The organism is Paenibacillus sp. L3-i20 (assembly GCF_022180385.2).
In the GTDB taxonomy this organism is placed as follows: Bacteria; Bacillota; Bacilli; order Paenibacillales; family Paenibacillaceae; genus Pristimantibacillus.
On the sequence record NZ_BQME02000001.1, the window covers coordinates 115,998 to 142,987 of the forward strand.

Genomic DNA, 26,990 nt, shown 5'->3' on the forward strand with positions numbered 1-26,990 from the left:
CGTCCCTCCCCAACCTATTGAATTCTTGCTAACTGACCAGTTTTCCTGCATTAACTACCCATTTATTCCTCATCTTTCTCTGAGCTAGAAGCAACCCTCGACTCAAACATCCGTCTAACTGGCACATAACAAAGCAAAGCAAACGCCAGCTGTAGAAATAGACTAGGTAAAATATGATTAAGCAACGCCCATGCATAGTCAACATTTGAAATTCTGAACACTTTGTAAATAAAAAATAAGGTCGTGTCGTACAGAATGCAAGCAAATCCTACTACAGTTAACGCCATCATTATCGTTACCCGCTTACGTTCAAGCAGCATCCCAGTAAAATAGCCTATTAATCCCATAATAAAGAAATGCGCACCAAGCAAATGACCGTAATAAACAATATCTTGCAACAATCCAAAACCTGCTCCTAACAAAAGAGCTTGGTGTCGGCTGCCGTACAGGGCAGAAAATAATACGATCACAAAAACAAAATGCGGTATGATGCGGTCGCCGAACCCATCCGGAATGAACCAAGGAATGAGCGTACCTTCTATAACAAACAGAAGCAAGATAAGGCAAACGATCCGGTTCATACTCATTGATCTTGCCCCTCTACTTCGGGAACTTGAACAACAAATACTTCCGTTAAATGATCAAAACTTGTCGCAAGCTTGATCGTTGCTGTATAGGTAAGACCAAAATCACCAACCTGCTTCGTTTCAATCGTTCCGATACGAATTCCCCTAGGATACACATTACCAAGCCCTGAAGTTATAGCCGTATCACCAATTTCCATTTTGTCATTTTCTGCAATCTTTGTCATAACAAGTCTTTTTGTTTCCTTGTCATAACTGCTCAGAATACCAAATGATTCATTTTCTCTGCCCTCAATTGTAGCGGCAATGGAATTAAAGGTTGGTGATGTTTCATTCAGCTCCGTAATAGGTGTAATTGTTGCAGTGAATGGTGTAACGGAACTAACTAGTCCAACAAGACCATCTACTGTTGTAACTGCCATATTCGGTTTAATGCCATTTTTTGAACCTACATTAATATTCATCGTACGATTGTTCGCATCATTACTTACCGAAATAACTTGTGCAATTATATAATTGTAATCGTATAACTGCTTTTGCTGCTCGGTAAATTTAAGTTCTTCTTTCAGACGCTCATTCTCATCTTCGATAAAATTGTATGCCATTTTGTCTCGTGCGTAGGCAGCAGCAGTAAGTCGAAGCTGCTCATTTTCCTCGTAAAGCTCATCCAAATTTCTTATATCCTCAAAGAAGCCCGCTATATAGCCAGCGGGCTTGTAAAACCACTGCTGCACATAACCAGAGGCATCTTTAATAAATTTCTCTGGCCATGTCAGCTCTTTGCGATCACTCAGCGAGAAGCCGATGATCGCAATGAACAATATCAACCCGATCATAAGCATTATGACTCGCTTATTCCTCATTAGATTAAACAGCCCGACCACCTGCCCATCTCATATCCGTTCGTTTGTCCGTTACATATTAACGCTTGGAACGTCCAGTTCCTCTACTTTTAAATAAGTGAATATGATCCAATGAACGACCTGTACCTATCGCGACGCAATCTAGTGGATTGTCAGCGACAATTACTGGCATTCCTGTCTCACGTTGCAATAGCTTGTCTAGATTACGAAGCAATGCTCCGCCGCCAGTTAAGACGATACCACGGTCCATAATATCAGAGGAAAGCTCTGGTGGACATTTCTCTAGCGTTACTTTTACAGCTTCAACAATAGAATTGATTGTATCTGTCAACGCATCTGTAATTTCATCAGAAGTAATAGCCAATGTTTTCGGAAGACCCGTAACGAGATCACGTCCACGAATTTCCATCGTTTCCGGCTTATCCATTTGCAATGCAGAACCAATCTCCATCTTAAGCTGCTCTGACGTTCTTTCACCGATCAGGAGATTGTACAGTCTCTTGATGTATTGCATAATAGCTTCGTCCATCTCGTCACCTGCAACACGAATCGAACGGCTAGTTACGATGCCTCCCAGTGAAATGACAGCAACTTCAGTTGTTCCACCGCCAATATCAACAACCATACTTCCCGTCGGTTCCCAAACAGGCAAGTCCGCACCGATTGCAGCTGCAAATGGTTCTTCAATAATGTAGGCTTCACGTGCTCCCGCTTGTTTAGCAGCGTCTTCAACAGCTCTTTGCTCTACCGCTGTAATGCCTGATGGTACACAAACCATTACATTTGGATGACGTGGAAATAGTGAACGTTGCTTTTGTGCAGCGCGAATAAAATATTTGATCATCGTTGCTGTCGTTTCGAAGTCAGCAATTACGCCGTCCTTCATCGGTCTAACAGCGCGGATATTTCCAGGTGTTCTACCGATCATTTTTTTTGCTTGCTCACCGACTGCTTCGATCGTTTTTGTATCTGTACGAAGAGCGACCACGGATGGTTCTCTTACAACAATTCCTTTACCCTTAACGAAAACAAGTGTATTTGCTGTACCTAAATCAATTCCCAAATCTTTCGAAAAACTCCCAAACATGTTGTTGCTCCCTTCTAATTGCGACAATCCCTTTTATTATATTACAAATGACCCTGCTCCTTCAAACTGACAAATCGTCCATCACCAATCACCAGATGATCCAGTACCTCAATTCCAACAAGCTGTCCCGCTTCTGCTAGTCTCTTCGTAAGAGAAATATCTTCCGGACTTGGCGTCGGATCACCACTTGGATGATTGTGTGCACAAATAATAGACGCACTGCTACATTTGATTGCAGCTCGGAACACTTCTCTAGGATGAACCAATGAAGCATTCAATGTTCCCATCGACAATGTTTCCCGGGCAATAATATGATTTTTTGTGTTAAGAAACAGACATACAAAATGTTCTTTTTTCAAATACCGAAGATCTTCCATCACATAATCAGCCGCATCCTTTGGCCTGCGAACAGTGACCAAATCACCTAACTTGCTTTTCGTTATTCTTCTACCAAGCTCTATTCCAGCACGCAATTGCAGCGCTTTGGCGGGTCCAATCCCACGTATAGCTGTAAGTTCATCCATACTCATATCCATTAGATTACGCAAATTGCCACATTGCTTCAATATTGCTCCTGCCAAATGTACAGCGGACTGCCGCTGTGTTCCCGTTCGCAACAAAATAGCTAGTAGTTCCGCGTGACTAAGTGACTCTGCCCCATATCGCATCATGCGCTCTCTTGGACGTTCTTCATGGGGGACATCTCGCATATTCGATGATTGCGGACTCATGTCCCATTCCCGCCTTCTGTTAAGAGTGATTATCGATTACTATTCAATTATCAGATTAAATAACATAAATATTGTAAGTTTTAAGTATGTCCGATAGAAGTGATAAAGGTAGTCCAACTACATTGGAATGACAACCTTCTATTTCGTCTACGAGCGTTGAACCGAGTCCTTGTATAGCATATGAACCTGCTTTGTCTCTTGGCTCTCCGGTATTGACATATCGCTTAATTTCATCAGCTCTTAATGGCTTCATGCGTACTTTCGTTCTTCGATGCGCAACTGTCAGCTTACCTGACCGAGCGGCAATACATGCAATCCCTGTGTAGACATCATGTTGTCTGCCCTGCAGTCTTGTAAGCATACCGAACGCTTCATCATCATCTTGCGGCTTGCCCAAAATTTCACCATCCAAGGCAACAATCGTATCAGCAGCAATAATTAGATCAGAAAAGCTGTTGCCAGCGTGAACATGATCCTTCAGAAGCGCCTGTGCTGTTTGAGCTTTAAGAATACTCAGTTTCTCCACAACATCTATCGGTGACCAGCCAGCTTGTACCGTCTCATCCGCATCGGTAGACAAAATATAAACCGGCAAGGAAAGGTCGAAAGATGCGACCAGTTCCTTCCGGCGCGGCGACGATGAAGCCAATACAATTCGGCTTATCGGTTCATGTTCATTTGATTGATATTCCATTTCGAACTTCGACTCCTTACGTATACCTATTGTGACTGTATTTGATAGCAAGCTACATTTTGCGATAAAGCCAAACGGCAATAACAGCTCCTATAATGCTGAACATACTGATTTGAAGCTGTAACGTCATATTAAAGCTAAGCACATACAGATCAACAGCAGGTGACCAAGTCGTTACTATCGGTTTTGTTAAAAAAGAAATGCCTGGAACTTTTTCGAGCCAACGAGCTAACAGCGCACCAGCCACTAGTCCAAGTACGATAAATAAGAAAAGGATCCACCCATTTTTCTTCATCGTTCAATCCCTTTCGCCACGAGATGACACCTATGTCTATTATACGCAGGTTATCCTATGTTTACAATGCGCTCATGGACTCAAACCATTCTTTTTGCGAAAGTACTGCGTTCATCAGCTCTGATTGGGCCGACCATAGATAGGTTATTTTCGGTTGTTTATCGTAATCTAGCATTAGAGCTGCCGTTTTTTCAATCGCTTGATTCAAACGATTTAAAAATACTTTTCCTTTTTCATTTTCCATGCCTTCTTTCATTGCAAGAGAACTTTCCTTCCACAGCTTAAATTTCTCCTGCCATGCAGTTGATGCCGCTTTTTCTAAAGCAGACAATGACGGCTGCTCCATCTGAGTAACAATAAGACTAGTCCATGATGATAGAAGCTCATTTGTTCTCTCGAAATATCGACTAGCCTCTTCCTTGCTTCCATTAAAAACAAGCTTGTCCGGTATTTGGACTATAACTTCCTTTTTGTAAACTTCAAGCCCCGGAAGTAATTTTACCAATGCCCCTGTTTGTACAGTATCCGTTGCTATACCTGCATAAACCGGGAACTTCACACCAGTCTGAGTAGAAGCTGACGCAAGCTCCTTAGCCTCAAGCTGCTTAATTGCTTCGTCTCGTCCCGCTGAATGGCTGAAGACGCCATATTGGAGTAACGTATATGAGTACCTTTCCCCACCCAAACTTATTGAAGATACTGCAGTCGATTCAACTGATCTCTCTGGGTTTACTAATTGACCCGATTTTTCACCCGACTCACTCGACAAAGGCAGTGCAACAATTTCGTCCACACTTACATTCTGATCTTTGCTTCCTGTCACTGAAGTACTTACATCAGTTTTGTTACTAAACAGCCACATGTCTCCACCAACAAACAATGATAGGATTAAGTACCCAAACAGCGCACCTGTTGCCAACGCCCCTGCCACCGACAAAAAAACATTAAACCACGAAGGACCATTCGACTTTCTAACAATAATTTCTTCATCATCAAATAATTGCTGCCTTGGCAAATCTCTGCTTGTGAAAGCTTTTGAATGATTTACATATTGAGATTCCTCTACCCAGCTTTCATTACTTACATCCCTATGCTCTTTCTTTGACGCAGTTTTTTTATCTGCATCTGTATTTTTTAGTTTACGTTCATTTGAAACAGAGCTATCGATATACTCCGCATTACGCTGTCCAGACTCTCTTATAAGCTGCTCAAGAGCACCTAACTCTTCTTGAAGAGAATTGTCCCATGGATGGATTTCATTTATAACATTCGTAGAGTTTACTGAATATAAGGGGACAACATTATTTATTGGTGCTTGTCTACTCAATTTTTCAGGAATAACTTTCACTATTTCCGCGTTTTTTTCCACTTGCTTGCCTTTTTGGTCGAATCGATACGTGATCCGATTGTTTGGATTCATGCCCATCTCTCCTCGTCCTAGTATCTACTACTAGTCTATGAAATTGCCAAGAGAGTTATGACGAGATTTGAGAGAAAGAAAATGAGCATAAAGAAGCGAGGCCACTCCAGGGAGCAGCCTCGCTACATTCATTTATAAGCTATATTGTTTATTGTTCCGGTTGCAACGATTTTGCTAGTGCATCCGCAACTTTCCAAATATCCCCTGCACCCATCGTAATGACGAGATCACCAGGAACAACGCGCGTTTTTAGTACTTCTAGAACTTCTTCCTTCGTCGGAATATATTCCGCATTTGCATTGCTGTTGTTTCGAATCAATTCAACTAACTTGCTTGAGTTGACACCTTCAATTTGCTTTTCGCCAGCTGGTGAGTAGATGTCGGTTATTATAACCTGATCTGCTTCAGGGAAAGCTCTGCTAAATTGTTCAAATAAGAAAAAGGTTCGCGTATATCGCTGAGGTTGGAATACGGCAATAATCCGTTTCCCTGTTGCCTTCGCTGCGCTAATCGTTGCTTGAATTTCAGTTGGATGGTGAGCATAGTCATCGATAACAAGAATATCGTTAACTTCACCTAGCACCTGGAACCGACGTTTTGCACCGCGGAACAGCTTAATAGCTCCCTTTATTTTATCGAAAGACAGACCCGATTCCAAACAAGTAATGACTGCTGCCATTGCATTGTAGATGTTATACAACCCTGGAACAGAAAGTTCAATCGATCCTAATAAAACTTTGTTATGAAGCAAATCGAAGGAAACTTTACGATCTCCCAAAACGATATTTTCCGCTTTGAAGTGGGCATTATCGTGAATACCGTAAGTGACAAGCTGAGATGCTTCTATTTGTGAATCATCCGAATAAATTCTAGGAAGCAATTCCTGAACCGTCTTGTCATCAGCGCATACAATTGCTTTGCCGCCTTCTTTCACTTGGCGAAGAAATTGAACGTATGCGGATTTCAGCTTTTCGAAATCACCGTCATAGTTTTCTAAATGATCTGGTTCGATATTTGTAACAATCGCAATCGTTGGATGATATTGAAGGAATGAACCGTCGCTTTCATCTGCTTCTGCTACTACATATTCTCCCTTACCAGCTTTGGCGTTTGTACCGACATTAACGATTTCGCCGCCAATGATGTAAGTAGGATCTGCTCCGCAGGTTTCCATAACAAGAGCAACCATCGATGATGTCGTTGTTTTGCCATGTGCTCCAGCAACTGCGACACCTTTGCCTGCATTCATTAATCGTGCCAACATCTGAGACCGATGCAGAACTGGAATGTTAAGCTCTTCAGCAGCCCTTCGTTCCACATTATCACTTGTAAGTGCTGTGGAATAAACGACGAGATCCGCACCTCTCACATGTTCAGGCTGATGACCGATAAAGATGCTAGCCCCTTTTGCAGCAAGCTTTTCTGTTAACTCTTGTTTTGCGACATCGGAGCCTGTTACTTTATAGCCCATCTCCAGCATTACGCGGGCAATGGCACTCATTCCGTAACCGCCGATTCCGATGAAATGAACGTGTTCTGCCGTGTTCAAAGACGGTTCACCAACCTTTTTCAGCATCCGAGTTGTATAATATTCGGGAACGCACGTCTGCTATTAAATATAGCGTACCTGTTACGACCCCAAGTTCTCCATCCCCGGTTAACTGTTGTAATTTGTTTAAAGCTTGTTTCCAATCCCTCTCTACAATAAGTTCGAAAGGTTTGGCGTTTGGTATATCTTGACGCATCTTCTGAACAATCTCAGCTAAGTTCTGCGCTTCTTTCTTCATCCGATAATCAGGCTCAGTTAATATAAGCGTATCCACTATTGGTAGTATATGCTTAAATGTATCTTCATGATTCTTATTCTCGAGCATCCCTATCATAAGATGTAGACGATCATAGCTGTATGTATGTCTTAGGGCATCAGCCAGCATCTCTGCACCTTCTGGATTATGGGCGCCATCGATCAGAATACGAGGTTCATTCATAACCATTTCAAGTCTTCCAGGCCAAGATGTTGCTAACAAACCAGCTTGCAACACTTCATCCTCTACGACTAGCGCATTGTACTGTCTTAACACTTCAAGTGCCATAACAGCTACAGCAGCATTGGTTCTTTGATGTGCGCCATTCAACCGAATAGTAAGAGGTTCGATTGCTCGGAATAACCCATCAAAGCGGAACGTTTGCTGGTCTTCTTCTATTGATATTGGCAATTCGTTGAATTGTTCTCCGATCAAATACAATGAGCTTTTTCTCTCACTCGCCGTACGCTTCAACACTTCGATTACCTCAGGCTGCGTTGCTGCGCTAACTACTGGGATGCCAGGCTTAATAATACCAGCTTTCTCCCCAGCGATCTCTTCAAGTGTATTGCCAAGACGATCCATATGATCATGCCCAATGTTAGTAATAACGGATAACACAGGATGGACTATATTCGTTACATCCATACGCCCGCCAAGGCCAGTTTCCCATACGACATAATCTGGATATACTACTCTGGCGAAATAAAGAATGGCTAGTGCAGTCGATACTTCAAACATCGTCGGAGAACCAAGCTCAGTATCCGCAATAGCCTCTACATGGGGCTTCAGTTCATTGGCAAGAACACGAAGCGTTTCTTCTTCGATGTCTTGGCCATTATATTGAAAACGATTCGTGAATTTAGTAATATATGGCGATGTAAATGTACCTACATCGTAACCGCTTTTCACTAGCACACTAGTCAAATAAGCGCAAGTTGAACCTTTGCCATTTGTCCCAGCAACATGAATGAACTTAAGACGTCTATGAGGATTATTAAGTCGTTCCATCAAAGATGCTATTCTATCGAGACCTGGACGAATGCCAAATGGTATAAGTCCAGTTATCCAATCTACAGCAGACTGATAGGAGGGAAGCGTATTTGCTTCCCCAAGTCCTTGTCTATTTATATCTTCTATCATCAATAGTTACCTTCTTCCGTTAGAAGCTATTAACCACGTAATTCAGCAATTCTTGCCAACACTTTATCGCGCTTCTCCGCGTAATCATTCATCTTAGCGCGTTCCTCGTCAATGACCTTTGCAGGAGCTTTAGCTACAAATCCTTCGTTGCTAAGCTTCTTCTCAACACGCTCAACTTCAGCCGTCAATGTCTGATGTTCCTTCTCAAGGCGCACGATCTCTTGCGAGATATCAATCAAGCCAGCCAGTGGCAAGTATAGCTCCGCCCCTGTAATGATAGAAGACATTGCTTTATCAGGAGCGCTAATATGTGTTCCTGTTTCTAACATGGAAGTTCCGCAGAACCGTTTAATAAACTCTTCATTGCGAGTCAAAATAGCAGCTTCTGCTTCTCCAGCTGGCTTAATCAATAGCTCAACTTTTTTGCTCATTGGCACGTTTACTTCAGCACGGATATTGCGCACGGAACGAATCATTTCCATAAGCAGTTCCATTTCTTTCACTGCTTCAGGAGCTTCAAGCTGCGCTTCAAATACAGGCCATGATGCAAGTGTAATTGTCTCGCCTTCATGAGGAAGATGCTGCCATATTTCTTCACTGATAAATGGCATGAATGGATGAATAAGACGCTGCGTACGATCTAGCACGTATGCAATCACCGATTGTGTTGCACGTTTTGCCGCCTCGTCCGTTCCATTCAAGCTAAGTTTCGAGAACTCGATATACCAGTCGCAAAGATCGTCCCAAATAAAGTTATAAAGGACACGACCTGTTTCACCGAACTCGTATCCATCAATAAGACGGGTAACGTCACGAACAGTCTCATTTAAGCGATGAAGAATCCAACGATCTGCTGTTCCGAGCTTCACGTCTATATTAATATCTTCCGCACGGAAACCTTCCAAGTTCATAAGCGCAAAACGGGAAGCATTCCATATTTTGTTCGCAAAGTTGCGAGCCTGTTCTACTTTCTCCAAGCGGAAACGCAAGTCTTGACCTGGCGTACTGCTCGTCGAGATCATGAAACGCATCGCATCTGCACCGTATTGCTCGATAATGTCAAGCGGATCAATACCATTTCCAAGTGACTTCGACATCTTCTGTCCGTCTTTGTCACGAACGAGACCATGTATAAGAACATCCTTAAACGGCATTTCATCCGTAAACTCAAGAGCAGTAAAGATCATACGTGCAACCCAGAAATAAATGATATCGTAGCCCGTAACGAGCACATCTGTTGGGTAAAAACGTTTTAAATCATTTGTTTCATCAGGCCAGCCAAGCGTCGAGAACGGCCAAAGAGCTGAACTGAACCATGTATCCAAAACATCATTGTCTTGGCGAAGATGGTCGCCTGCCATATCGTCACGAGAAACGTGCATCTCTCCTGTTGAATCATCGTACCAAGCTGGGATGCGGTGACCCCACCATAATTGTCTGGAAATACACCAGTCGTGTACATTTTCGATCCAGTTCAAATACACTTTTTCAAATCGTTCAGGTACAAACTTCGCGCCTTTGCCCGACTTCTGAGCTGCAATCGCAGCTTCTGCAAGAGGTTTCATCGCAACGAACCATTGTGTGGACAAATATGGCTCTACAACAGCACCAGAACGCTCGCTATGTCCAACTTGATGCACGTGATCTTCAATTTTGATGCAAACGCCTTGCTCTTGCAAATCTTTAATAAGCTGCTTGCGGCAATCAAAGCGGTCCATACCTTGATAAGGACCTGCTTCCGCATTCATCGTCCCAGACTCATCCATAACAATAATTTGCGGCAAACTATGGCGTGCGCCAACTTCAAAGTCATTAGGATCGTGCGCAGGTGTAATCTTAACAGCACCTGATCCAAATTCCTTCTCAACATACTCATCGCCAATAATCGGTATTTCTCTGCCAACAATCGGCAATACGATCATTGAGCCAATCAAATGTTTGTAACGATCGTCTTCTGGATGAACAGCAACTGCTGTATCGCCAAGCATCGTTTCCGGACGTGTCGTTGCAACTGTGATGTGACCTGATCCATCTTTAAGCGGATATTGAAGATGGTACAAGTGACCGTTTATTTCTTTATGTTCAACTTCGATATCCGATAGTGCGGTGCGCGCTGCCGGGTCCCAGTTAATAATTTTTTTGCCGCGATAGATTAAGCCTTTTTCGTATAACTTAACGAATACTTCGCGAACTGCCTTTGACAGTCCTTCATCCAAAGTAAAACGTTCTCTTGAATAATCGAGAGAAAGACCCATCTTCGCCCATTGCTCGTGAATCGTATCTGCATATTGATCTTTCCACTCCCATACTTTCTCAAGGAATGCTTCGCGTCCTAGATCATGGCGGGTTTGCCCTTGCTCGCGGAGCTTCTGCTCCACCTTCGTTTGAGTTGCAATTCCTGCATGGTCAGTACCAGGCAGCCAAAGCGTATCAAAACCTTGCATTCTTTTGGTACGTATCAAAATATCCTGCAACGTAAAATCAAGCGCATGACCGATATGCAGCATTCCAGTAACGTTTGGTGGCGGAATAACAATCGTATATGTCTCTGCTTCAGGTCGTTTACCTGCTTCAAAGTAATTACCTTTTACCCAGTAATCATACCATTTTTGTTCTGCCGCTTTAGGATCATAGGTCGTAGGCATTGCCGGTTTGATTTCGTTATCTGACATTCGTTTCCATCCTCCACAAGTCGTTCTAAACAAACAAAAAAACCTTTCGTCCTATTGATAAAGGACGAAAGGTCAAGCTTCCGTGGTACCACCTTTGTTCCGCATGAAACTTAGATCACACGGCACTCGAACAGATAACGGCTGCTACCGGCCTAATCTAGACGGAGCGCTAGCCGCTCACGTTTCAATCGGGCAACTCCGGGGCGACCCGTATGCAGTCACATCCTGCAGAACCTCTCAGCGTAACGGTTCCACTCTCTGAAGGCTCGCTGCGTACTATTCCCCTTCAACGTTGTTGAAACATATATATGTTTAATCATACCTTTGTTCGCGAAAGTAGTCAACCTGATCCCTTAAAGCCCATAGTTTCCTAGTGGTTGTAACTTTTAATCGCTGTTAAAAAGGATGGTTTCCCCCGCTTATTCCGTAATGTTATTTATGACTTGTCTAGTGGAACACTACTTCCTTTTTGGCCGCCCCAGTGATCTTTACGTGAACCATCTGAATATGGTGTACCGCCAATAATAGCGAGTGCAATCACATTTAAGCAAAGACCAAGACCGAACCACAGGAGCGGACTTTTTCCTCTTTTTACAGCCATGTAAGCACAAGATGACGCAATAATTAATACGGGTATAATTAATTCCCAGACACTATTCATTTGTTGACACTCCTTAGCACATTCTAAGTCTAATAACAATTATATCATGGAGCGGGACTCATGCGTATGACTTCAAAAACTTAACGTTTCTTCGTATTTGCCACAAAGAAAAGGGACGTCCCAAAAGCCATCAATCGATGACTTTTGGGACAGCCCCCTACTTTACTGCTATTAAATAAAACACTTAAGGGATATACAACAACTGTCCTTCCGCAACTGCTGATTCATGCAGTCCGTTACGTATGAGCAGTTCCCTTGGATTAAGGCTATAACGCAATGCGATCTGCTCTAATGTCTCTTCCCGCTGAACGATGCACATCTTTATTTTGCGGAATGCATTATCCTCAGATTGCTTACTGAGAAATAACCTCTTCCATTCAATCTCTTCTTCAACAGCATTAGCACGAGCAGCCTCTTCCGCTTGTTGGACCGATTTACTCTGCTCAACGGCTTCACGTGCTGCTTGCTCTCGCTTGCTTGATTGAAGGAGTGTACGGAACCCGAGATTGGATTGACCTTCGTCACTTGCCCCGGTAGGCTTACCTGCAAATGCAATCTGTACTTCCTGCTGTTTTTTAGTCCCTTGTTCTTGTTCTCCTTGCTGAACTACTTCCCCTTGCAGGACTTCTTCTACTACTTGCAAATTCGCATCATTTCGGGATAGTTCCCACTCACTTTCCAGCTCTGAGTTCGGCAAAAGAACTTCCTCTGATGTACGCTCCAATAACTGCTGCGATTCATAATCTGATAGACTACTATCAGGCTGATGTAGAGGTTGATGTAGAGGCTGCTGATTAGCATTCCAGTGCAACCAGCTCTCTTGACTCGCTTGCTCGGATGCCAAAAACAATTCTCGTTCCTCTTCACTAATTTGCGCTAACTCTTCATGCCCCGTTATGTAATGCTGCTCTTGTACCTGCTCATCAGCATGTCTACCTTCTGTACCTGCTTCATAATGATGTTGGTGAGATTCCGCTAGTTGAGCAACTTCATATTGTTCTGATGCAGAGATGAACCCCTGTTGTCCGAAGTTTTCACGCTGATGAACCGCGGTAAAGGACTCATCCGCCCATTGCCCATTATTATGCTCCTCCGCTGATTCTACAGTGATTCCTCTAAGGGACAATACCCCCGTAATATTCAATGTTCGGGCAGACAATAAATCTACGTCAAAATTGTCGATCTCAATGGAGATGTCATCCAGTCTAGATACGCGGTTCATCGGTAAAGAAATTTCGACTGGAATCCAATGTTCGAGTGTCAAAGGACCTCCAATTCCACCTTGACCGCGATAAATACCGCTTAGGAGCAACTGTCCCCTTAATATAGCTTGGTCCCCTTGATCAATCACTTGGATACGAGGTACTAATTCAATTTCTTCCAGCTCATCAATTGCTGCAACATCGTCTGGTAAATGGACTCGCTCGTATACATCAAAGCGTAAACCGTTCGACTGATTAGACATGCCATATTCCTCCCTTCTCGTACTGAATGCTTGGGCTAGCTATACATTCACTACTTATCTATATGGTAGATAAGGCAGGAGCATGACTGTCTTTTTCGTCAAGGATGAACTATGCCTGCTAACTTTTGCAACCAAGTCGGCCAAGGAGCAGGTACATTAATTCGATTACCTGTAAGCGGATGGTCAAATTGCAGTTCTTCACCATGCAGCGCCTGATGTCCAAGCTCTTTGGAAGAGCCGCCATATAAAGTATCGCCCACTAATGGATGTCCAATATGACTCATATGGATTCGTATTTGATGTGTTCTTCCGGTCTCAAGTTGGACTCTTACTACAGTCAAATTCTCTCTCTGCTCAATAACCTCATAATGAGTAATCGCAGAATCTCCGTGCGGCGTAACTCGCCTCTTGGCAGAATGATGCCTGTCTTTACCAATCGGCTGATTAATTGTGCCAGCGTTACGCTTCATCCGACCCTGTACAACGGCAATGTAGATTCTGCCAATCAACTTTTCACGCATCGCTTCATCGAGTCTGAGCTGAGCCAAGTCATTTTTGGAATAGAGCACTGGTCCCGAGGTATCGTCATCGAGTCGATGAATGTGTCGAACAGGCAATGGGTCTTTCTTCAGTATCATGTGTCTTGCAACTGCTTCATCCAGCATACCCGTCTGCCCCTCGTAGGAAGCATGTACAGGCATCCCCGCTGGTTTATTTATAACGAGGCAATAGTCATCCTCATATAGAAGTGGTGGAATAGCAGCATCCATGTTCTTTAGTGCATTGCAATACAGTTTATCCTTAGACATATTCAGAGCAGGGAAGGCATGAAGTAGAACTTGATCATCCTGCCACTTGATTCCTCCAACTGAAAATATCCGATTTACCCACTTTAACGGGAAAAAGGAATGGGCCAGAAGCCACTGCCGCACAAGATGCGGATGGCTGCCGGCCCGTGGCTGTGCAAGCTCATGAGAGGGAGCGCTGTATGCAGGATCAAGGATGATTCCATCCATGTCCAGTACAAGCCACTCTCCCTTTCGTATTACATATTGATTAAGCATGAGCATTAAAACTAAGCCTCCTAGCTTTCTTTACAAACGACTCAGAGCTTCGTCATTCGCTGCGATCGTTGCAGTAATATCAGCGTCACTATGAACCGCCGATACAAACATGCCTTCGAACTGAGATGGTGCTACACTTACGCCAAGATCAAGCATAGAAGAGAAATAAGCTTTGAACTTCTCTAAATCAGCTGTCTTAGCTGTATCGTAGTTAATAACTACTTTGTCCGTGAAGAATGGACATACCATGGAGCCAACTCGATTGATTGTTGTTTCTACACCATGCTTGCTCGCATTCGCCTCAAAGCCAAGTTGCAATTTCACCGCTTGCCTCTCAAGCTGCTGGTATGTTTCAGGAGTTAACAGTTTCAACGTCGTATAACCTGCTGCCATCGCAAGTGGGTTACCTGAGAGCGTCCCAGCTTGATAGATTGGACCACTTGGTGCCATCATTTCCATCAATTCACGTCTACCACCGTATGCCCCAACTGGCAAACCTCCGCCAATTACTTTACCGAAGCATGTCAGATCCGGCTTTATGTCAAAAAGACCCTGTGCACACTGATAGCCTACGCGGAAACCAGTCATAACTTCATCAAAAATTAAGACACTTCCATAATGAGTCGTTATATCTCGCAACCCTTGAAGGAAACCAGGCAACGGAGGTACAACACCCATATTTCCTGCAATTGGTTCGACAATGACACAAGCAATTTCTTCACCAAAACGTTCGAATGCAAGCTTTACGGATTCGATATCGTTATAAGGAACCGTAATCGTATGTGATGCTACATGCTCAGGCACGCCCGGACTGTCTGGCAGTCCTAGTGTCGCAACACCTGAACCAGCTTTTATTAGCAAGCTATCAGCATGACCATGGTATGAGCCCTCGAATTTCATTATTTTACTGCGCTTCGTATAGCCGCGCGCAAGGCGGATAGCGCTCATCGTTGCTTCTGTACCTGAGTTCACCATACGCACTACATCTACAGATGGGACTCGTTCACATACAAGCTCCGCCATCAATGTTTCAAGTTCAGTAGGAGCTCCAAAGCTTGTTCCTTTTTCCGCAGTTTTGCGAATTGCTTCGACTACTTCCGGATGAGCATGTCCCATAATGAGCGGACCCCAAGAAGCAACATAATCAATATATTCATTACCATCAATATCATAAACACGGCTTCCTTTGCCGCGTTCCATATATACAGGTGTAAGACCTACCGATTTGAATGCACGTACTGGACTGTTTACTCCGCCAGGGATAACTTTCTTAGCTCTAGCAAAAGCTGCAGCAGAACGTTCATCTTTCCTTACCCGAGTCTCTTCTCCCATGACTACACTTCTCCTCTCAGCCATCTTGCAGCATCTTTGGCGTGATATGTAATTATAATATCCGCACCTGCGCGCTTCATACTAGTCAACTTCTCAAGTACAATGGAACGCTCATCAATCCAACCATTTGCTGCCGCTGCTTTGACCATCGAATATTCAGCACTTACGTTATAAGCTACTACTGGAAGGTCGAATTGTTCCTTAAGCAATTTAATAATATCCAAATAAGCGAGTGCTGGTTTAACCATCAGCATATCTGCGCCCTCAGCAACATCCGATTGGGCCTCACGAAGCGCTTCTCTTGTATTAGCTGGGTCCATTTGGTACGTTTTACGATCCCCGAACTGTGGAGCAGAATGAGCTGCGTCTCTAAACGGTCCGTAAAATGCTGAAGCATACTTCACGGAATATGACATAATCGCAATGTCACTAAAACCTGCTTCGTCTAAACCGGCTCTTATCGCATCTACGAACCCATCCATCATGTTGGAAGGAGCAATTACATCAGCGCCTGCCTTCGCTTGGGATACAGCTGTACGTACTAGCAACTCAAGTGATCTGTCGTTATCAACAACCGCAGTCCCTGTCGCATCATCGAGATGAACGATACCGCAATGACCATGATCAGTAAACTGGCATAGACAAGTATCAGCAACGACTAGAAGTTCAGGTGCCCAGCCCTTTACCGCTCTAATCGCTTGCTGCACAATACCATTTGTATCATATGCGGAAGATCCAACTGCATCTTTATAGTCTGGTACTCCAAACAACAATACAGACTTAATACCTGTTGCAACAACATCATTAATTTCTTCTTCAAGTAAATCCATCGAAAGATGGAACACGCCAGGCATAGAAGGAATTTCCGCCTTCACACCATTACCATGAGTTACAAAAATCGGGTATATAAAGTCATCGGCACTTAGCACCGTTTCACGAACCATACTTCTTAATGCTGCTGTCCTACGGAGTCTGCGATGTCTAACAATTGGGAAACTCATCCTTACATTCTCCTTTTTTCGTTATAATTTATTATAGCCTCAAGCAAACTATCTATTGTAGAAGCTTCTGCCTCCACCGTTAATTGAAGACCCGCATCTATAATCGTTTTGGACGTGATCGGTCCTATGCTAGCGATAGGGATTCCTGCCAGCAACTTCACAGGATCTTCAAACCCTCTGCGTCTCAGCAATTCAAGCAAATTCGTTACAGTCGACGAACTCGTAAAAGTAATCATGCCGATACTGCCCTCACGAATCCACTCTAGCGCCAGTTCATCTTGAAACGTCGCTATTACCGTTTCATAAACATCAATTTCGACCGGCTCTACTCCCCATCTGCGAAGTTCACTTGGGAGAACATCGCGAGCAAGATCACCGCGTGGCAACAATGCTTTTTCACCTGCAAGCAACTTGCCTTCTAAACTTTCAAGCAACGATTCCGCATGAAACTTCACTGGTAATTCCTCGACGGTTAAACCTCTATCCATTAGCGCCTCAGCCGTCTTAGGTCCAACTGCCACAATTTTTGCCCCATGGAATCGTCTCACATCAATATTAAATCGTCTTAAGAAATTAAAGAAATAAATAACACCATTTACACTTGTAAACATTAACCATTGATAACTTTCCGCTGCTTCCAAATGTGTACGAAGTGCTTCAAGTTCTTCTGGCTCCGAAGGTTCGCGGGTTTCAATGACAGGAAACTCGCAAGGTTCTCCACCCAAATCTTCAATTCGATCAGCAAGCTCGCTTGCTTGTGCTCTTGCACGAGTAACAAGAACTCGCATGCCAAATAACGGTTTCGATTCATACCAGCGAAGCTTATCTCTTTGCAACACAACATCACCAACAACGATAACAGCCGGCGGCTGGAAATTAGCCGCTTTAACGATTGCTTCGATCGTCTCAAGCGTCCCAACTATCGTCTTCTGCTCTATTCTTGTCCCCCAACGGATTAAGGCAACAGGGGTGTGCTTTGGTTTGCCATGGCGAATTAACTGGTCTGCAATATAGCCGATTTTGGCTACTCCCATTAAAAATATTAACGTTCCAGTAGCATTTGTAACTTTATCCCAATGAATGGATTTGTCCAGTTTATCTGGGCTCTCATGACCTGTAACAATCGAGAGAGAGGAAGCATGGTCTCGGTGGGTAACTGGAATTCCTGCATAGGCTGGAACTGCTATAGCCGACGTAATACCTGGTACGATATCGAATGTAATGCCATTGTCATACAGTAGCTCTGCTTCTTCCCCTACACGTCCAAAAATGGTAGGATCTCCGCCCTTTAAGCGAGTAACTGTTTTGCCCGCAAGTGCCAAATCTACAAGAAGCTGATTAATTTCCTCCTGCTTCATCGTATGTCTGTCAGGCAATTTACCTACATATATGAGTTCTGTCCCCGGCTTAACATGCTGCAGCAATCTCGGACTGGCTAATCGATCATAAACAACGACATCGCATTCCTTCAAACATTGCAAGCCGCGCACAGTAATAAGCTTAGGATCTCCGGGACCCGCACCAACCAAATAAACCTTCCCCGTGTTCATTTGTTATCCCCCGATTTCCGCTAAAATGCGGTCTGCACCACCTGCAATAAGTGCGTTCGCTACTTCTCTGCCTAGCTCTTCTGGATCTCTGCCACGCTTCATTTCTTTCAGTAGTGTAACACCATCTGGTGATCCAACCATCCCTGTAAGCTCCAGCAGCGGCTTGTCGCCATCATCTGAAACGATGACAGCATAAGCACCGATTGGCACTTGGCATCCACCATGCAGCGTTCCAAGAAAGCTACGCTCAGCACGGACAGTCCACTCTGTTTCTTTATCATTGAAAAGGTCAAGCAACTCTCTTATCTCATCATCATTTTCACGACACTCTATCCCTAATGCACCTTGTCCAACTGCTGGAATACATACATCTTCCGATACTAAAGCAGAGATTCTATCTTCCCAGCCCATTCTTGTCAAACCAGCAGCAGCAAGAACTACTGCATCAAAACCTTCTGTTTCAAGCTTCCGAATGCGTGAATCAATGTTGCCTCTTATCGACTCCAGCTTCAGATCAGGTCTAATGTTCTTAAGCTGACAAGATCGACGAAGACTGCTCGTTCCGACACGAGCGCCCAGAGGCAAGTCATCAAGACTACTGCCTTCCTTCATAACGAGACAATCAAATGGATTTACACGTTTTGGCGTAGCACCATTAATTAGACCATTTGGCAGTTCATAAGGCATATCCTTCATACTATGTACTGCAAGATCGATTTCCCCGTCAAGCAGTGCTTGCTCGATCTCTTTTACAAAAAGTCCCTTGCCGCCAACCTTTGATAACGTCACATCAAGAATACGATCGCCTTTTGTAATGATTTTTCGAATCTCAAAAGTATAATTAAAGCCGTGCTTTTCGCTAATCCGTTTCAGCTCATCAATAACCTGACCTGTTTGCGTAAGTGCAAGCATGCTTTGTCTAGTACCTACAACAATGACACGTTGTTCTGTAGATTGATTTATCACTTATGCTGCCTCCCATTCATCCGTTCAAGTAAGCTATTCATCCAGTCCTGTGCATTCATGCTATCGAAAGCTGTATCCATGGCTTCTTTTGCTGCTTGTAGTAAAATCGCTTCCTTGAGTGTTTCATCCTCAACTAAAGCAATGACTAGTTTCCTCAATTGCCTCAGCCTTCTCATAACTCCCAAATAACGATCACCATAACGATCCTCAAGTTCCTTCTTTATTAAAATTGAGAGGGAAGGGCTTGCACCTGAAGTCGTCACAGCGATTAACAGCTCATCTCTACGCATTACAGAAGGAGTTATAAAGCTACCTTTAACTCCGGAACCAGCATTACTTGACAATATGCCCAGCTTCTCGGCTTCTCCTGTAATTTCCTCATTAATTTCATTTTGATCCGTTGCAGCTATAACTAGACTTACGCCTGTTAGATCAGCCCGTTGGAATCTTTTCCTCTGCCAATGTATACGCCCTCTATCTGCCATTTCCTTAATGTAACTAGTTCCTTCAGGACTAATAACACTTACACGATCAGCCCCTGCCTCTACTAGACCTCTAAGCTTTCGTTCGGCAACTCTTCCCCCACCTACTACTAAGCAATGGCGACCCTTCAACTGTATAACAATTGGATAATAACCGTTTGGAGTGTTATCTTCCATTGCTGCTTCATTCCTTTACTGTGGACTAATGAAATGAGGAGAAGGAGCTAGTAATAAGATTTAGCAACAACATAGTAAACGATAATATATAGAGCTTCGCCAGCTGCTTGCCCGGTCTCTTATTCACCGCACGTTGATACACATAAGTGATGTACATAACCAGTGCCGCAAATGAAGTTAATACCTTCCAGTCCAGCAGCAGCATTGGTCTCCCTTCGACTAGCAAAGAAATTACTGCTACAGCCAGTGACATTGCAAGAAGCGGTACACCAATAATGACAGCTCGATCGGCATATCTTTCTATCGTATCAAGACTCGGATAACGACGAACAAATTTAGACCAACGTTTTACTTTTAATCTGTGGTGTAGAAATAAATACATCCCAGCTAACAGTGCTCCAATCGTTAATGCAGCATATGCGCATAGGATAAGACTGATATGTATGTATAGCAAATCTCTGGTTGTTTGCCAAATGTCATAGGTTTCCCCTTCAACTGTCCCGCTGTATAAATTAAGAGCCAGTACAGCAAAGCTGACCACATTAACAAAAAATACGATGTAATCAATAAAGAAGAACCGACTTATGACTAATGATATCGTTACTAGCAACCATGAAAATGCCAGCCAATATTCAAATGTAGTAAGAATAGGCGTATCCACACTAGATACTACTTTCATTACAAGATAACCAGTTTGCAACATCCAAACAAAAATAAGGAGCCCTGTACCTATCCGCTTCGCTCTCCGGCTTGCATTCATAAAGTCGGAGAAATAAAACAGTAGGCTCAGGGCGTAAATATAAATTATTGCGTCATACATCCAGTTAGCTGTTCCCATAGTTCCTCCACTTTACAGCCCTTCAAGGGATGATAGGCAATCAATTCAATGCCGGTGACGGGCCTATTAAGTACGAGCAAATGCCGGAACACTCGCATGAGTATGAACGTTGTTAGTCTGGACAGCAGCTATTGATGTTTGAGCTGCTTTTTGCTCAGCTTTATTCGAATGAGCAAGCTGCTCTTCCAGAGCGAACAGCTTCACGAACATGTCCATTGCGTCATCTGCTCGTTTCTCGCCTGCCATTTCTTTAATCCGCAATATAGGATCTTGCATCATTTGATTTACGATGCTTTTTGTAAGCTTTCGAATCACTTTTAATTCATGTTCACCAAGCTCAGGAAGCTTGTTGGCGAGACTTTGCATCGTTTCTTCATGAACCTCTGCCGACTTAGTCTGCAAAGCACGAATGAGTGGAACTACTCCGAGCGTCTTATACCATTGTTCGAACAGTTTCTTTTCTTCCACGATCATAACTTCGATTTTGGCGGCCTCCTGACGACGCTGCTCCAAGTTGCTCTCCACAATACCTTCCAAATCATCAATATCATACAAAAACACATTCTCTACTGCTGCTATTGAAGGATCTAAGTCTCTTGGCACTGCAATATCGATCATAAAAAGTGGCTTTGACTTTCTTCTCTGCATGGCTGCTAGTACCTGTCCACGATTAAGAATATATCCATCAGAGCCTGTAGAACTGATCACAATATCGACATCAGGAAGTTTCTGAATCGCCTCTTCCATAGAACATGGAATTCCATTAAACTTATCTGCTAGTTTAGCTGCTCTCTCGAAGGTACGATTTACAACGATGACACGATCAGCACCATTTGCATACAAATGTTTTGCCGTCAATTCACCCGTCTCTCCTGCTCCGAGAATCATGACTGTTTTTTTGTTAAACTGGCCGAATATTTGCTTGCCCAGCTCAACTGCAGCATAACTGACAGACACAGCAGTTTCCCCGATCATTGTTTCGGAATGTGCGCGTTTGGCCATTGTTACAGCTTGCTTAAACAACATGTTAAATACGGTACCCGTCGTTTTAAGTCCCTGTGACAATAGAAATGCACTTTTTACTTGACCAAGTATTTGCGTCTCTCCAATAACCATGGAATCAAGACCACTCGTAACTCGGAATAAATGTTCGATCGCTTTCTCATCTTCGTACATATATAAATGGTTCGTAAATTCGCCTCTCGGCAAATTGAACCACTTTTCCATAAAGCTGCGGATATAATGCCCGCACAATTGATGTCTATCGACGACAGCATAAAACTCAGTCCGGTTGCAAGTCGCTACAATGACACATTCCATAATACTCTTCGTTTCCATGAGTCCTTTCAACGCATTCGGCAAATCTTTTTCTGCGAATGTGAATTTTTCTCTCACTTCCACGGGAGCTGTCCGATAGTTGAGTCCAACGGCAATAATGTGCATGTGCGTTCACCTGCCTCCTTCTTTAGCTAGTACGATAGCCTAGATGTTATGAAATAGTATAGCATAGTTCGACATTCATAAAGGGTTCATTTATGAATAATGTTTGAAATTTACATCTATATTATTGCCTTATTTCACAAAGAAATAACCATGGATTGGCTCCATGGTTATTTCCATATCTTACAATAAGGAGCTCTCTTACACGAGCTCAATTTGTTTCATTTTTGGTTCTTCTACTTGCAACTCGCCCATACCGCGAACTAGCTTCTTCGCATGAGTCGTCGTCGGCTTCAGTACAGCAAGCATGTAATCGATCGCAAGCTGAGGATCAACAGTTTCACCGCAGGTATAACAGTCAAGCGCAGCAAAACCTCTCTCAGGGTACGTATGGATCGAGAGGTGACTCTCTGACAGCAGCACAAGTACCGTTGCGCCTTGAGGATCAAATTGTTTGGATTGCACGGACATTACAGTCGCGCCGCACGCTTCGGCAGCCTCTACCATATGTGATTGCAAAAATTCCGCGCTGTTCAGCAAATCAAAATCTACACCCCAAGCATCAACAGCAACGTGTCTTCCGAAAGTTGAGTATTCCATCTTCCGGTTCCCCCTTCCTAGGAATAAAATATTTAAGAAATTTCATCCGCTAGGACCTACGTCATTCACTTCCCGAGGGATTAATCTCTCGCAACATAACCATGTCCTGAGTGAATCCTGGTTCCTAATTTTTGTTTGTAATAATGTTTTCAACGAGAATAAAAATAACATCTATCCGAGATAAATGCAATAGTTTTTTTTGCCTCGGGAGGACAGACCAATTAATAAAGCGGCTCCGTTTCAATGTATGAAAGACTTACACGTCCTGAAACCCATAAAAATAAAAAAAGAAGCCGCATGTTAAATCAGCTTCTTTTCTTCAATTCAGTACATCTGTTAAGCCTCAAGTACAAATAACTTATGGGTTAATTCCTTTAATCTTCCGTCGATTTCAGCAATCTCAGCCCTATCGATCGTTTGATTACGCAAATCAAGCAATTCATTCACAGCGCCATTAATTAAACCAATTTCCCGTTCAACCAATCGACTGTTAAATACTCGCTCCAACTGACCAAGTGTGTCCTTATGCTCGAACACAACACGTTCGCCAGATGCTATGCTTTCAACAATCTTATGAACTGCACCGTTCCTATAGTAATAGATCATCGTATAATGGCTGTATATTCGGTTGACAATGGCGTTGCCTCTATAAGCGGATACCGCCTTGCGCATTGCATTTGTCAGCCTTGGTTCTACAAGACGGCATGAAAGCTCGCAAACATAATAGTCTTGTTGACGTTCAAAGGTCAGTCGGACTTCTTCCCTCCCTGCTACATCCTGAAGAACAAGCTCCTGATTGCCATTATCAAGTACCAACACCTGCAATCGCAATTGTTGATCCTCCATAAATGTAATAAATCGGGCCATCTCTTCATGTTTTAGCTGCAGTTTGGCATTTACATATTCCGTGGCTAGCCGCTTAGCCATAAAAATCTCCTCAATTCTTCTAGACCCCACCGTTTGTTCAGTGACAGCCTTATCAGCATTGCTTAGTTTTATTATACGTGATCGGAACGATTTATTCCTGCTCTCCAGTTGCGATATTTGCGCATATTTCAATAAATATCGGTGGATTTCACGAAGAACCCTTACAATTACACTGTATTCTCTGCTTTATAGAAGAACTCCCTGCACTTTCTACCTTATGTAGCAATCGCAGTCGTAATAACATCCCATAATTGATCCCGACCAAGGCCTGTCTCTGACGAAAACATGACAACAGTATCTCTAGCATCCGTCTCAAGAGATGTCTTGATCATTTTTATATGCTTATCCCATTTCGATCTCGGGATCTTGTCCGCTTTGGTCACAACGATACAAGTTGGAATTTCATAATGCTTCAGCCACTGATACATCAAAATATCGTCCTTAGACGGCTCGTGTCTAATATCAATGATCAAAAGCTGCAGCTTAAGTGGTTCCCGTTCACGTAAATACGTCTCAATCATTTCGCCGAACTGTTCACGCTGTGTCTTAGACACTTTGGCATAACCGTATCCCGGGAAATCGACAAAATAAACCATGTCGTTCACACGGTAATAGTTCAGCTGCTGTGTCTTACCAGGCTGAGAACTTGTTCTAGCTAAGTTTTTGCGCATAATCATTTTGTTAATCAGTGATGACTTACCAACGTTAGAACGCCCTGCCAGAGCTACCTCTGGCAAAGCATCCTCAGGATATTGATGCGGCTTAACCGCGCTTATAATAAATTGTGCGTCCATTATTTTCATGAAGTTGTTGTCCCTGCCCTCTCTACCGTTCCAGCTGCCAGCAAAGCATGCTGCAGCACTTCATCCATATGGTTCACTGGAACAAATTCCAGATCTCCTCGGATGCTTTCAGGAATATCCCTTAAATCACGCTCATTATCCTTCGGAAGCAAAATCTTCTTAATACCTGCGCGATGGGCCGCAAGAGACTTCTCTTTCAGTCCGCCGATCGGAAGAACTCTGCCGCGAAGTGTAATTTCGCCAGTCATTGCAACTTCTTTGGATACATACCGATTGGTGAGCGCAGAAATTAATGCTGTTGCAATCGTTATACCCGCCGAAGGGCCATCCTTAGGAATCGCACCTTCAGGAATATGGATATGAATATCGTTTTTCTCATGGAAGCTTGGATCAATCTTTAGTTCATCTGCTTTTGAACGTGTATAACTGAAAGCCGCTTGCGCGGATTCCTTCATTACGTCGCCAAGCTTGCCCGTTAATGTCAACTTGCCGCTTCCCGGCATAACGGTAACTTCGATAACAAGCGTATCACCGCCAACTTCCGTCCATGCAAGCCCTGTAACAGCGCCAATTTGGTCTTCGCTTTCTGCGAGTCCGTAGCGGAACTTAGGCGGTCCAATCCATTCTTTAACTAGCTCAACATCTACATTCATCAGCTCTGTACTAGCATTCGACACAAATTGTTTCGCTGCTTTGCGACATACAGCTGCAATCTGCTGTTCGAGATTCCTAACACCTGATTCACGCGTGTACTCACGAATGAGAAGCTGCAACGCTTCGTCTGTCACTTGAAGCTGCTCTTCGTTTAATCCATGCTCGCGTCTTTGTTTAGGCAATAAATACCTAATACCAATTTGCAGCTTCTCCAGCTCCGTGTAACCCGGTATGTAGAGAACTTCCATACGATCAAGAAGCGGACGAGGAATGTTGTGCAGAGCATTCGCTGTCGTAACAAACATAACGTTGGAAAGATCAAATGGCACTTCAATGTAATGATCACTAAACGTGTTGTTTTGCTCTGGGTCTAGCACTTCAAGAAGCGCCGATGCAGGATCACCACGGAAGTCTGTTGCCATCTTGTCAATCTCATCGAGCAGGAAAACAGGATTTGAGCTACCCGCTGTTTTCATTCCTTGTACGATTCGGCCAGGCATCGCACCTACGTAAGTACGTCTATGTCCTCTAATCTCAGCTTCATCTCTAACACCACCAAGCGAGATCCGTACAAACTTGCGTCCTAACGACTTTGCAATCGAACGGGCTAGCGATGTTTTACCTACACCCGGAGGTCCAACAAGACAAAGAATGGGACCTTTCAGTTTCTTAACAAGCTGTTGTACGGCTAAGTACTCCAGTACACGCTCCTTCGGCTTCTCAAGACCATAATGATCTTCGTTCAATATCTCCTCAGCCTTTGCTAAGCTAAGATCATCTTCCGTTGTGCTTTTCCACGGCAATGCAAGTAACCAATCGATATAATTGCGAATGACACCACCCTCAGCAGAGGATGGAGGCATTTTCTCAAGACGGTCAATTTCTTTGTTGACCTTCTCCTTAACCTCATCTGGAACGCCTGCTTTTTCGAGCTGAGTTCGAAGATCCTCCGCTTCACCAGCGCGACCTTCCTTCTCTCCAAGTTCCTTCTGAATTGCTTTCATTTGCTCGCGCAAGTAATATTCCTTCTGAGTCTTCTCCATCTGCTTCTTCACACGCTGATTTATTTGACGCTCTAGCTCAAGCACTTCTCGCTCATTGCTGAGCAAATCAAGAAGCAACTCAAGTCTTGCCGCCACGTCAATTGTTTCCAAAATATCTTGCTTATCTTTAATTTTCAGCGACAAGTGACTTGTAATAACATCTGCTAACCTGCCTGGATCATCAATATCAGAAACAGCAGCGTATGTTTCCGGTGTTACCTTCTTCGAAAGAGAAATATAATGCTCAAATTGATTCAACACCGACCGCATTAATGCGTCGACCGCTGGATCATCTCTCTCTTCCTCACGCAGCTCTTTCACTTGCACTTCATAATATTGATCGTTCTCCACATAACTTATTACCTCAGCACGCACAACACCTTCTACAAGAACTCGTATCGTACCATTAGGCAGCTTAAGCATCTGACGAACTTTTGCAATTGTACCGACCTTATAAATATCTTCCTCAGTCGGGTCTTCAATATTCACCTCAGACTGCGAGCAAAGCAATATCATATGATCTTCGACCATCGCGCGATCTAGTGCGCGAACCGATTTGTCCCTTCCCACATCTAGGTGGAGAACCATGCTGGGATAAACGAGTAGCCCTCTCAGCGGAAGCAAGGGCAGCCGACGACCTTTCGATTTACTAGGTCCCATGCCAGCACCTCCATTCATTAACATCTACCTTAT

General features: G+C 43.6%; 24 protein-coding genes and 1 other annotated feature. All 24 genes read right to left on the minus strand.

The window, feature by feature from the left end; genetic code table 11:
* Nucleotides 1-62: 62 nt before the first annotated feature.
* Nucleotides 63-587 (minus strand): rod shape-determining protein MreD, encoded by a 525-nt coding sequence (gene mreD, locus MFF31_RS00585; RefSeq protein WP_238186243.1) that lies wholly within the window; start codon nt 585-587, stop codon nt 63-65.
* Nucleotides 584-1,447, minus strand: a complete 864-nt coding sequence (gene mreC, locus MFF31_RS00590; RefSeq protein WP_248565369.1) for a rod shape-determining protein MreC — start codon at nt 1,445-1,447, stop codon at nt 584-586. Before mreC ends, mreD begins: the two co-directional genes overlap by 4 nt.
* A 58-nt stretch (nt 1,448-1,505) precedes the next feature.
* Nucleotides 1,506-2,534, minus strand: a complete 1,029-nt coding sequence (locus MFF31_RS00595; protein WP_238186245.1) for a rod shape-determining protein — start codon at nt 2,532-2,534, stop codon at nt 1,506-1,508.
* A gap of 41 nt (nt 2,535-2,575) precedes the next feature.
* Nucleotides 2,576-3,265, minus strand: coding sequence for a RadC family protein (radC, locus tag MFF31_RS00600; RefSeq protein ID WP_238186246.1), 690 nt, complete (start codon nt 3,263-3,265; stop codon nt 2,576-2,578).
* 55 nt (nt 3,266-3,320) lie between these two features.
* Nucleotides 3,321-3,959 (minus strand): Maf family protein, encoded by a 639-nt coding sequence (locus MFF31_RS00605; RefSeq protein WP_238186247.1) that lies wholly within the window; start codon nt 3,957-3,959, stop codon nt 3,321-3,323.
* A gap of 52 nt (nt 3,960-4,011) precedes the next feature.
* Nucleotides 4,012-4,254, minus strand: coding sequence for a DUF4321 domain-containing protein (locus MFF31_RS00610; RefSeq protein ID WP_238186248.1), 243 nt, complete (start codon nt 4,252-4,254; stop codon nt 4,012-4,014).
* 61 nt (nt 4,255-4,315) lie between these two features.
* Nucleotides 4,316-5,674, minus strand: coding sequence for a hypothetical protein (locus tag MFF31_RS00615; protein WP_238186249.1), 1,359 nt, complete (start codon nt 5,672-5,674; stop codon nt 4,316-4,318).
* A gap of 148 nt (nt 5,675-5,822) precedes the next feature.
* A complete protein-coding gene (gene murC / locus MFF31_RS00620) occupies nt 5,823-7,223 on the minus strand; it encodes a UDP-N-acetylmuramate--L-alanine ligase (protein WP_238186250.1) in 1,401 nt (466 codons plus the stop codon).
* A 7-nt stretch (nt 7,224-7,230) separates the two neighbouring features.
* On the minus strand, nt 7,231-8,622 hold the full coding sequence (locus MFF31_RS00625; protein WP_238186251.1) for a bifunctional folylpolyglutamate synthase/dihydrofolate synthase: 1,392 nt from the start codon (nt 8,620-8,622) through the stop codon (nt 7,231-7,233).
* 29 nt (nt 8,623-8,651) lie between these two features.
* A complete protein-coding gene (locus tag MFF31_RS00630) occupies nt 8,652-11,294 on the minus strand; it encodes a valine--tRNA ligase (protein ID WP_238186252.1) in 2,643 nt (880 codons plus the stop codon).
* A 57-nt stretch (nt 11,295-11,351) separates the two neighbouring features.
* Nucleotides 11,352-11,593 (minus strand) — a binding site (T-box leader).
* Nucleotides 11,594-11,730: 137 nt separating this feature from the next.
* On the minus strand, nt 11,731-11,955 hold the full coding sequence (locus tag MFF31_RS00635) for a hypothetical protein (protein ID WP_238186253.1): 225 nt from the start codon (nt 11,953-11,955) through the stop codon (nt 11,731-11,733).
* 184 nt (nt 11,956-12,139) lie between these two features.
* Nucleotides 12,140-13,420: a LysM peptidoglycan-binding domain-containing protein gene (locus MFF31_RS00640; RefSeq protein WP_238186254.1), complete on the minus strand. Its 1,281-nt coding sequence runs from the start codon at nt 13,418-13,420 to the stop codon at nt 12,140-12,142.
* Between the two features lie 98 nt (nt 13,421-13,518).
* A complete protein-coding gene (locus MFF31_RS00645; protein ID WP_238186255.1) occupies nt 13,519-14,490 on the minus strand; it encodes an RluA family pseudouridine synthase in 972 nt (323 codons plus the stop codon).
* Between the two features lie 24 nt (nt 14,491-14,514).
* The gene (gene hemL / locus MFF31_RS00650; protein WP_238186256.1) at nt 14,515-15,816 is read right to left on the minus strand and encodes a glutamate-1-semialdehyde 2,1-aminomutase; all 1,302 of its coding nucleotides are present in this window, start codon (nt 15,814-15,816) and stop codon (nt 14,515-14,517) included.
* Between the two features lie 2 nt (nt 15,817-15,818).
* The gene (gene hemB, locus MFF31_RS00655; RefSeq protein WP_238186257.1) at nt 15,819-16,817 is read right to left on the minus strand and encodes a porphobilinogen synthase; all 999 of its coding nucleotides are present in this window, start codon (nt 16,815-16,817) and stop codon (nt 15,819-15,821) included.
* A gap of 2 nt (nt 16,818-16,819) precedes the next feature.
* Nucleotides 16,820-18,367, minus strand: a complete 1,548-nt coding sequence (gene cobA / locus MFF31_RS00660; protein WP_238186258.1) for a uroporphyrinogen-III C-methyltransferase — start codon at nt 18,365-18,367, stop codon at nt 16,820-16,822.
* Between the two features lie 3 nt (nt 18,368-18,370).
* A complete protein-coding gene (gene hemC, locus MFF31_RS00665; RefSeq protein ID WP_282570402.1) occupies nt 18,371-19,333 on the minus strand; it encodes a hydroxymethylbilane synthase in 963 nt (320 codons plus the stop codon).
* Nucleotides 19,330-19,992 (minus strand): precorrin-2 dehydrogenase/sirohydrochlorin ferrochelatase family protein, encoded by a 663-nt coding sequence (locus tag MFF31_RS00670; protein WP_238186259.1) that lies wholly within the window; start codon nt 19,990-19,992, stop codon nt 19,330-19,332. Before MFF31_RS00670 ends, hemC begins: the two co-directional genes overlap by 4 nt.
* A 25-nt stretch (nt 19,993-20,017) precedes the next feature.
* On the minus strand, nt 20,018-20,830 hold the full coding sequence (gene ccsA, locus MFF31_RS00675) for a cytochrome c biogenesis protein CcsA (protein WP_238186260.1): 813 nt from the start codon (nt 20,828-20,830) through the stop codon (nt 20,018-20,020).
* Nucleotides 20,831-20,896: 66 nt separating this feature from the next.
* Nucleotides 20,897-22,273, minus strand: a complete 1,377-nt coding sequence (hemA, locus tag MFF31_RS00680; protein WP_238186261.1) for a glutamyl-tRNA reductase — start codon at nt 22,271-22,273, stop codon at nt 20,897-20,899.
* A 198-nt stretch (nt 22,274-22,471) separates the two neighbouring features.
* Nucleotides 22,472-22,870, minus strand: coding sequence for an adenosylmethionine decarboxylase (gene speD / locus MFF31_RS00685; protein WP_238186262.1), 399 nt, complete (start codon nt 22,868-22,870; stop codon nt 22,472-22,474).
* 336 nt (nt 22,871-23,206) lie between these two features.
* A complete protein-coding gene (locus MFF31_RS00690; RefSeq protein ID WP_238186263.1) occupies nt 23,207-23,797 on the minus strand; it encodes a non-ribosomal peptide synthetase module in 591 nt (196 codons plus the stop codon).
* Nucleotides 23,798-24,012: 215 nt separating this feature from the next.
* On the minus strand, nt 24,013-24,600 hold the full coding sequence (gene yihA / locus MFF31_RS00695; RefSeq protein ID WP_238186264.1) for a ribosome biogenesis GTP-binding protein YihA/YsxC: 588 nt from the start codon (nt 24,598-24,600) through the stop codon (nt 24,013-24,015).
* The gene (lon, locus tag MFF31_RS00700) at nt 24,597-26,957 is read right to left on the minus strand and encodes an endopeptidase La (RefSeq protein ID WP_238186265.1); all 2,361 of its coding nucleotides are present in this window, start codon (nt 26,955-26,957) and stop codon (nt 24,597-24,599) included. The genes yihA and lon overlap by 4 nt, the downstream gene beginning before the upstream one ends.
* Between the last annotated feature and the right edge of the window lie 33 nt (nt 26,958-26,990).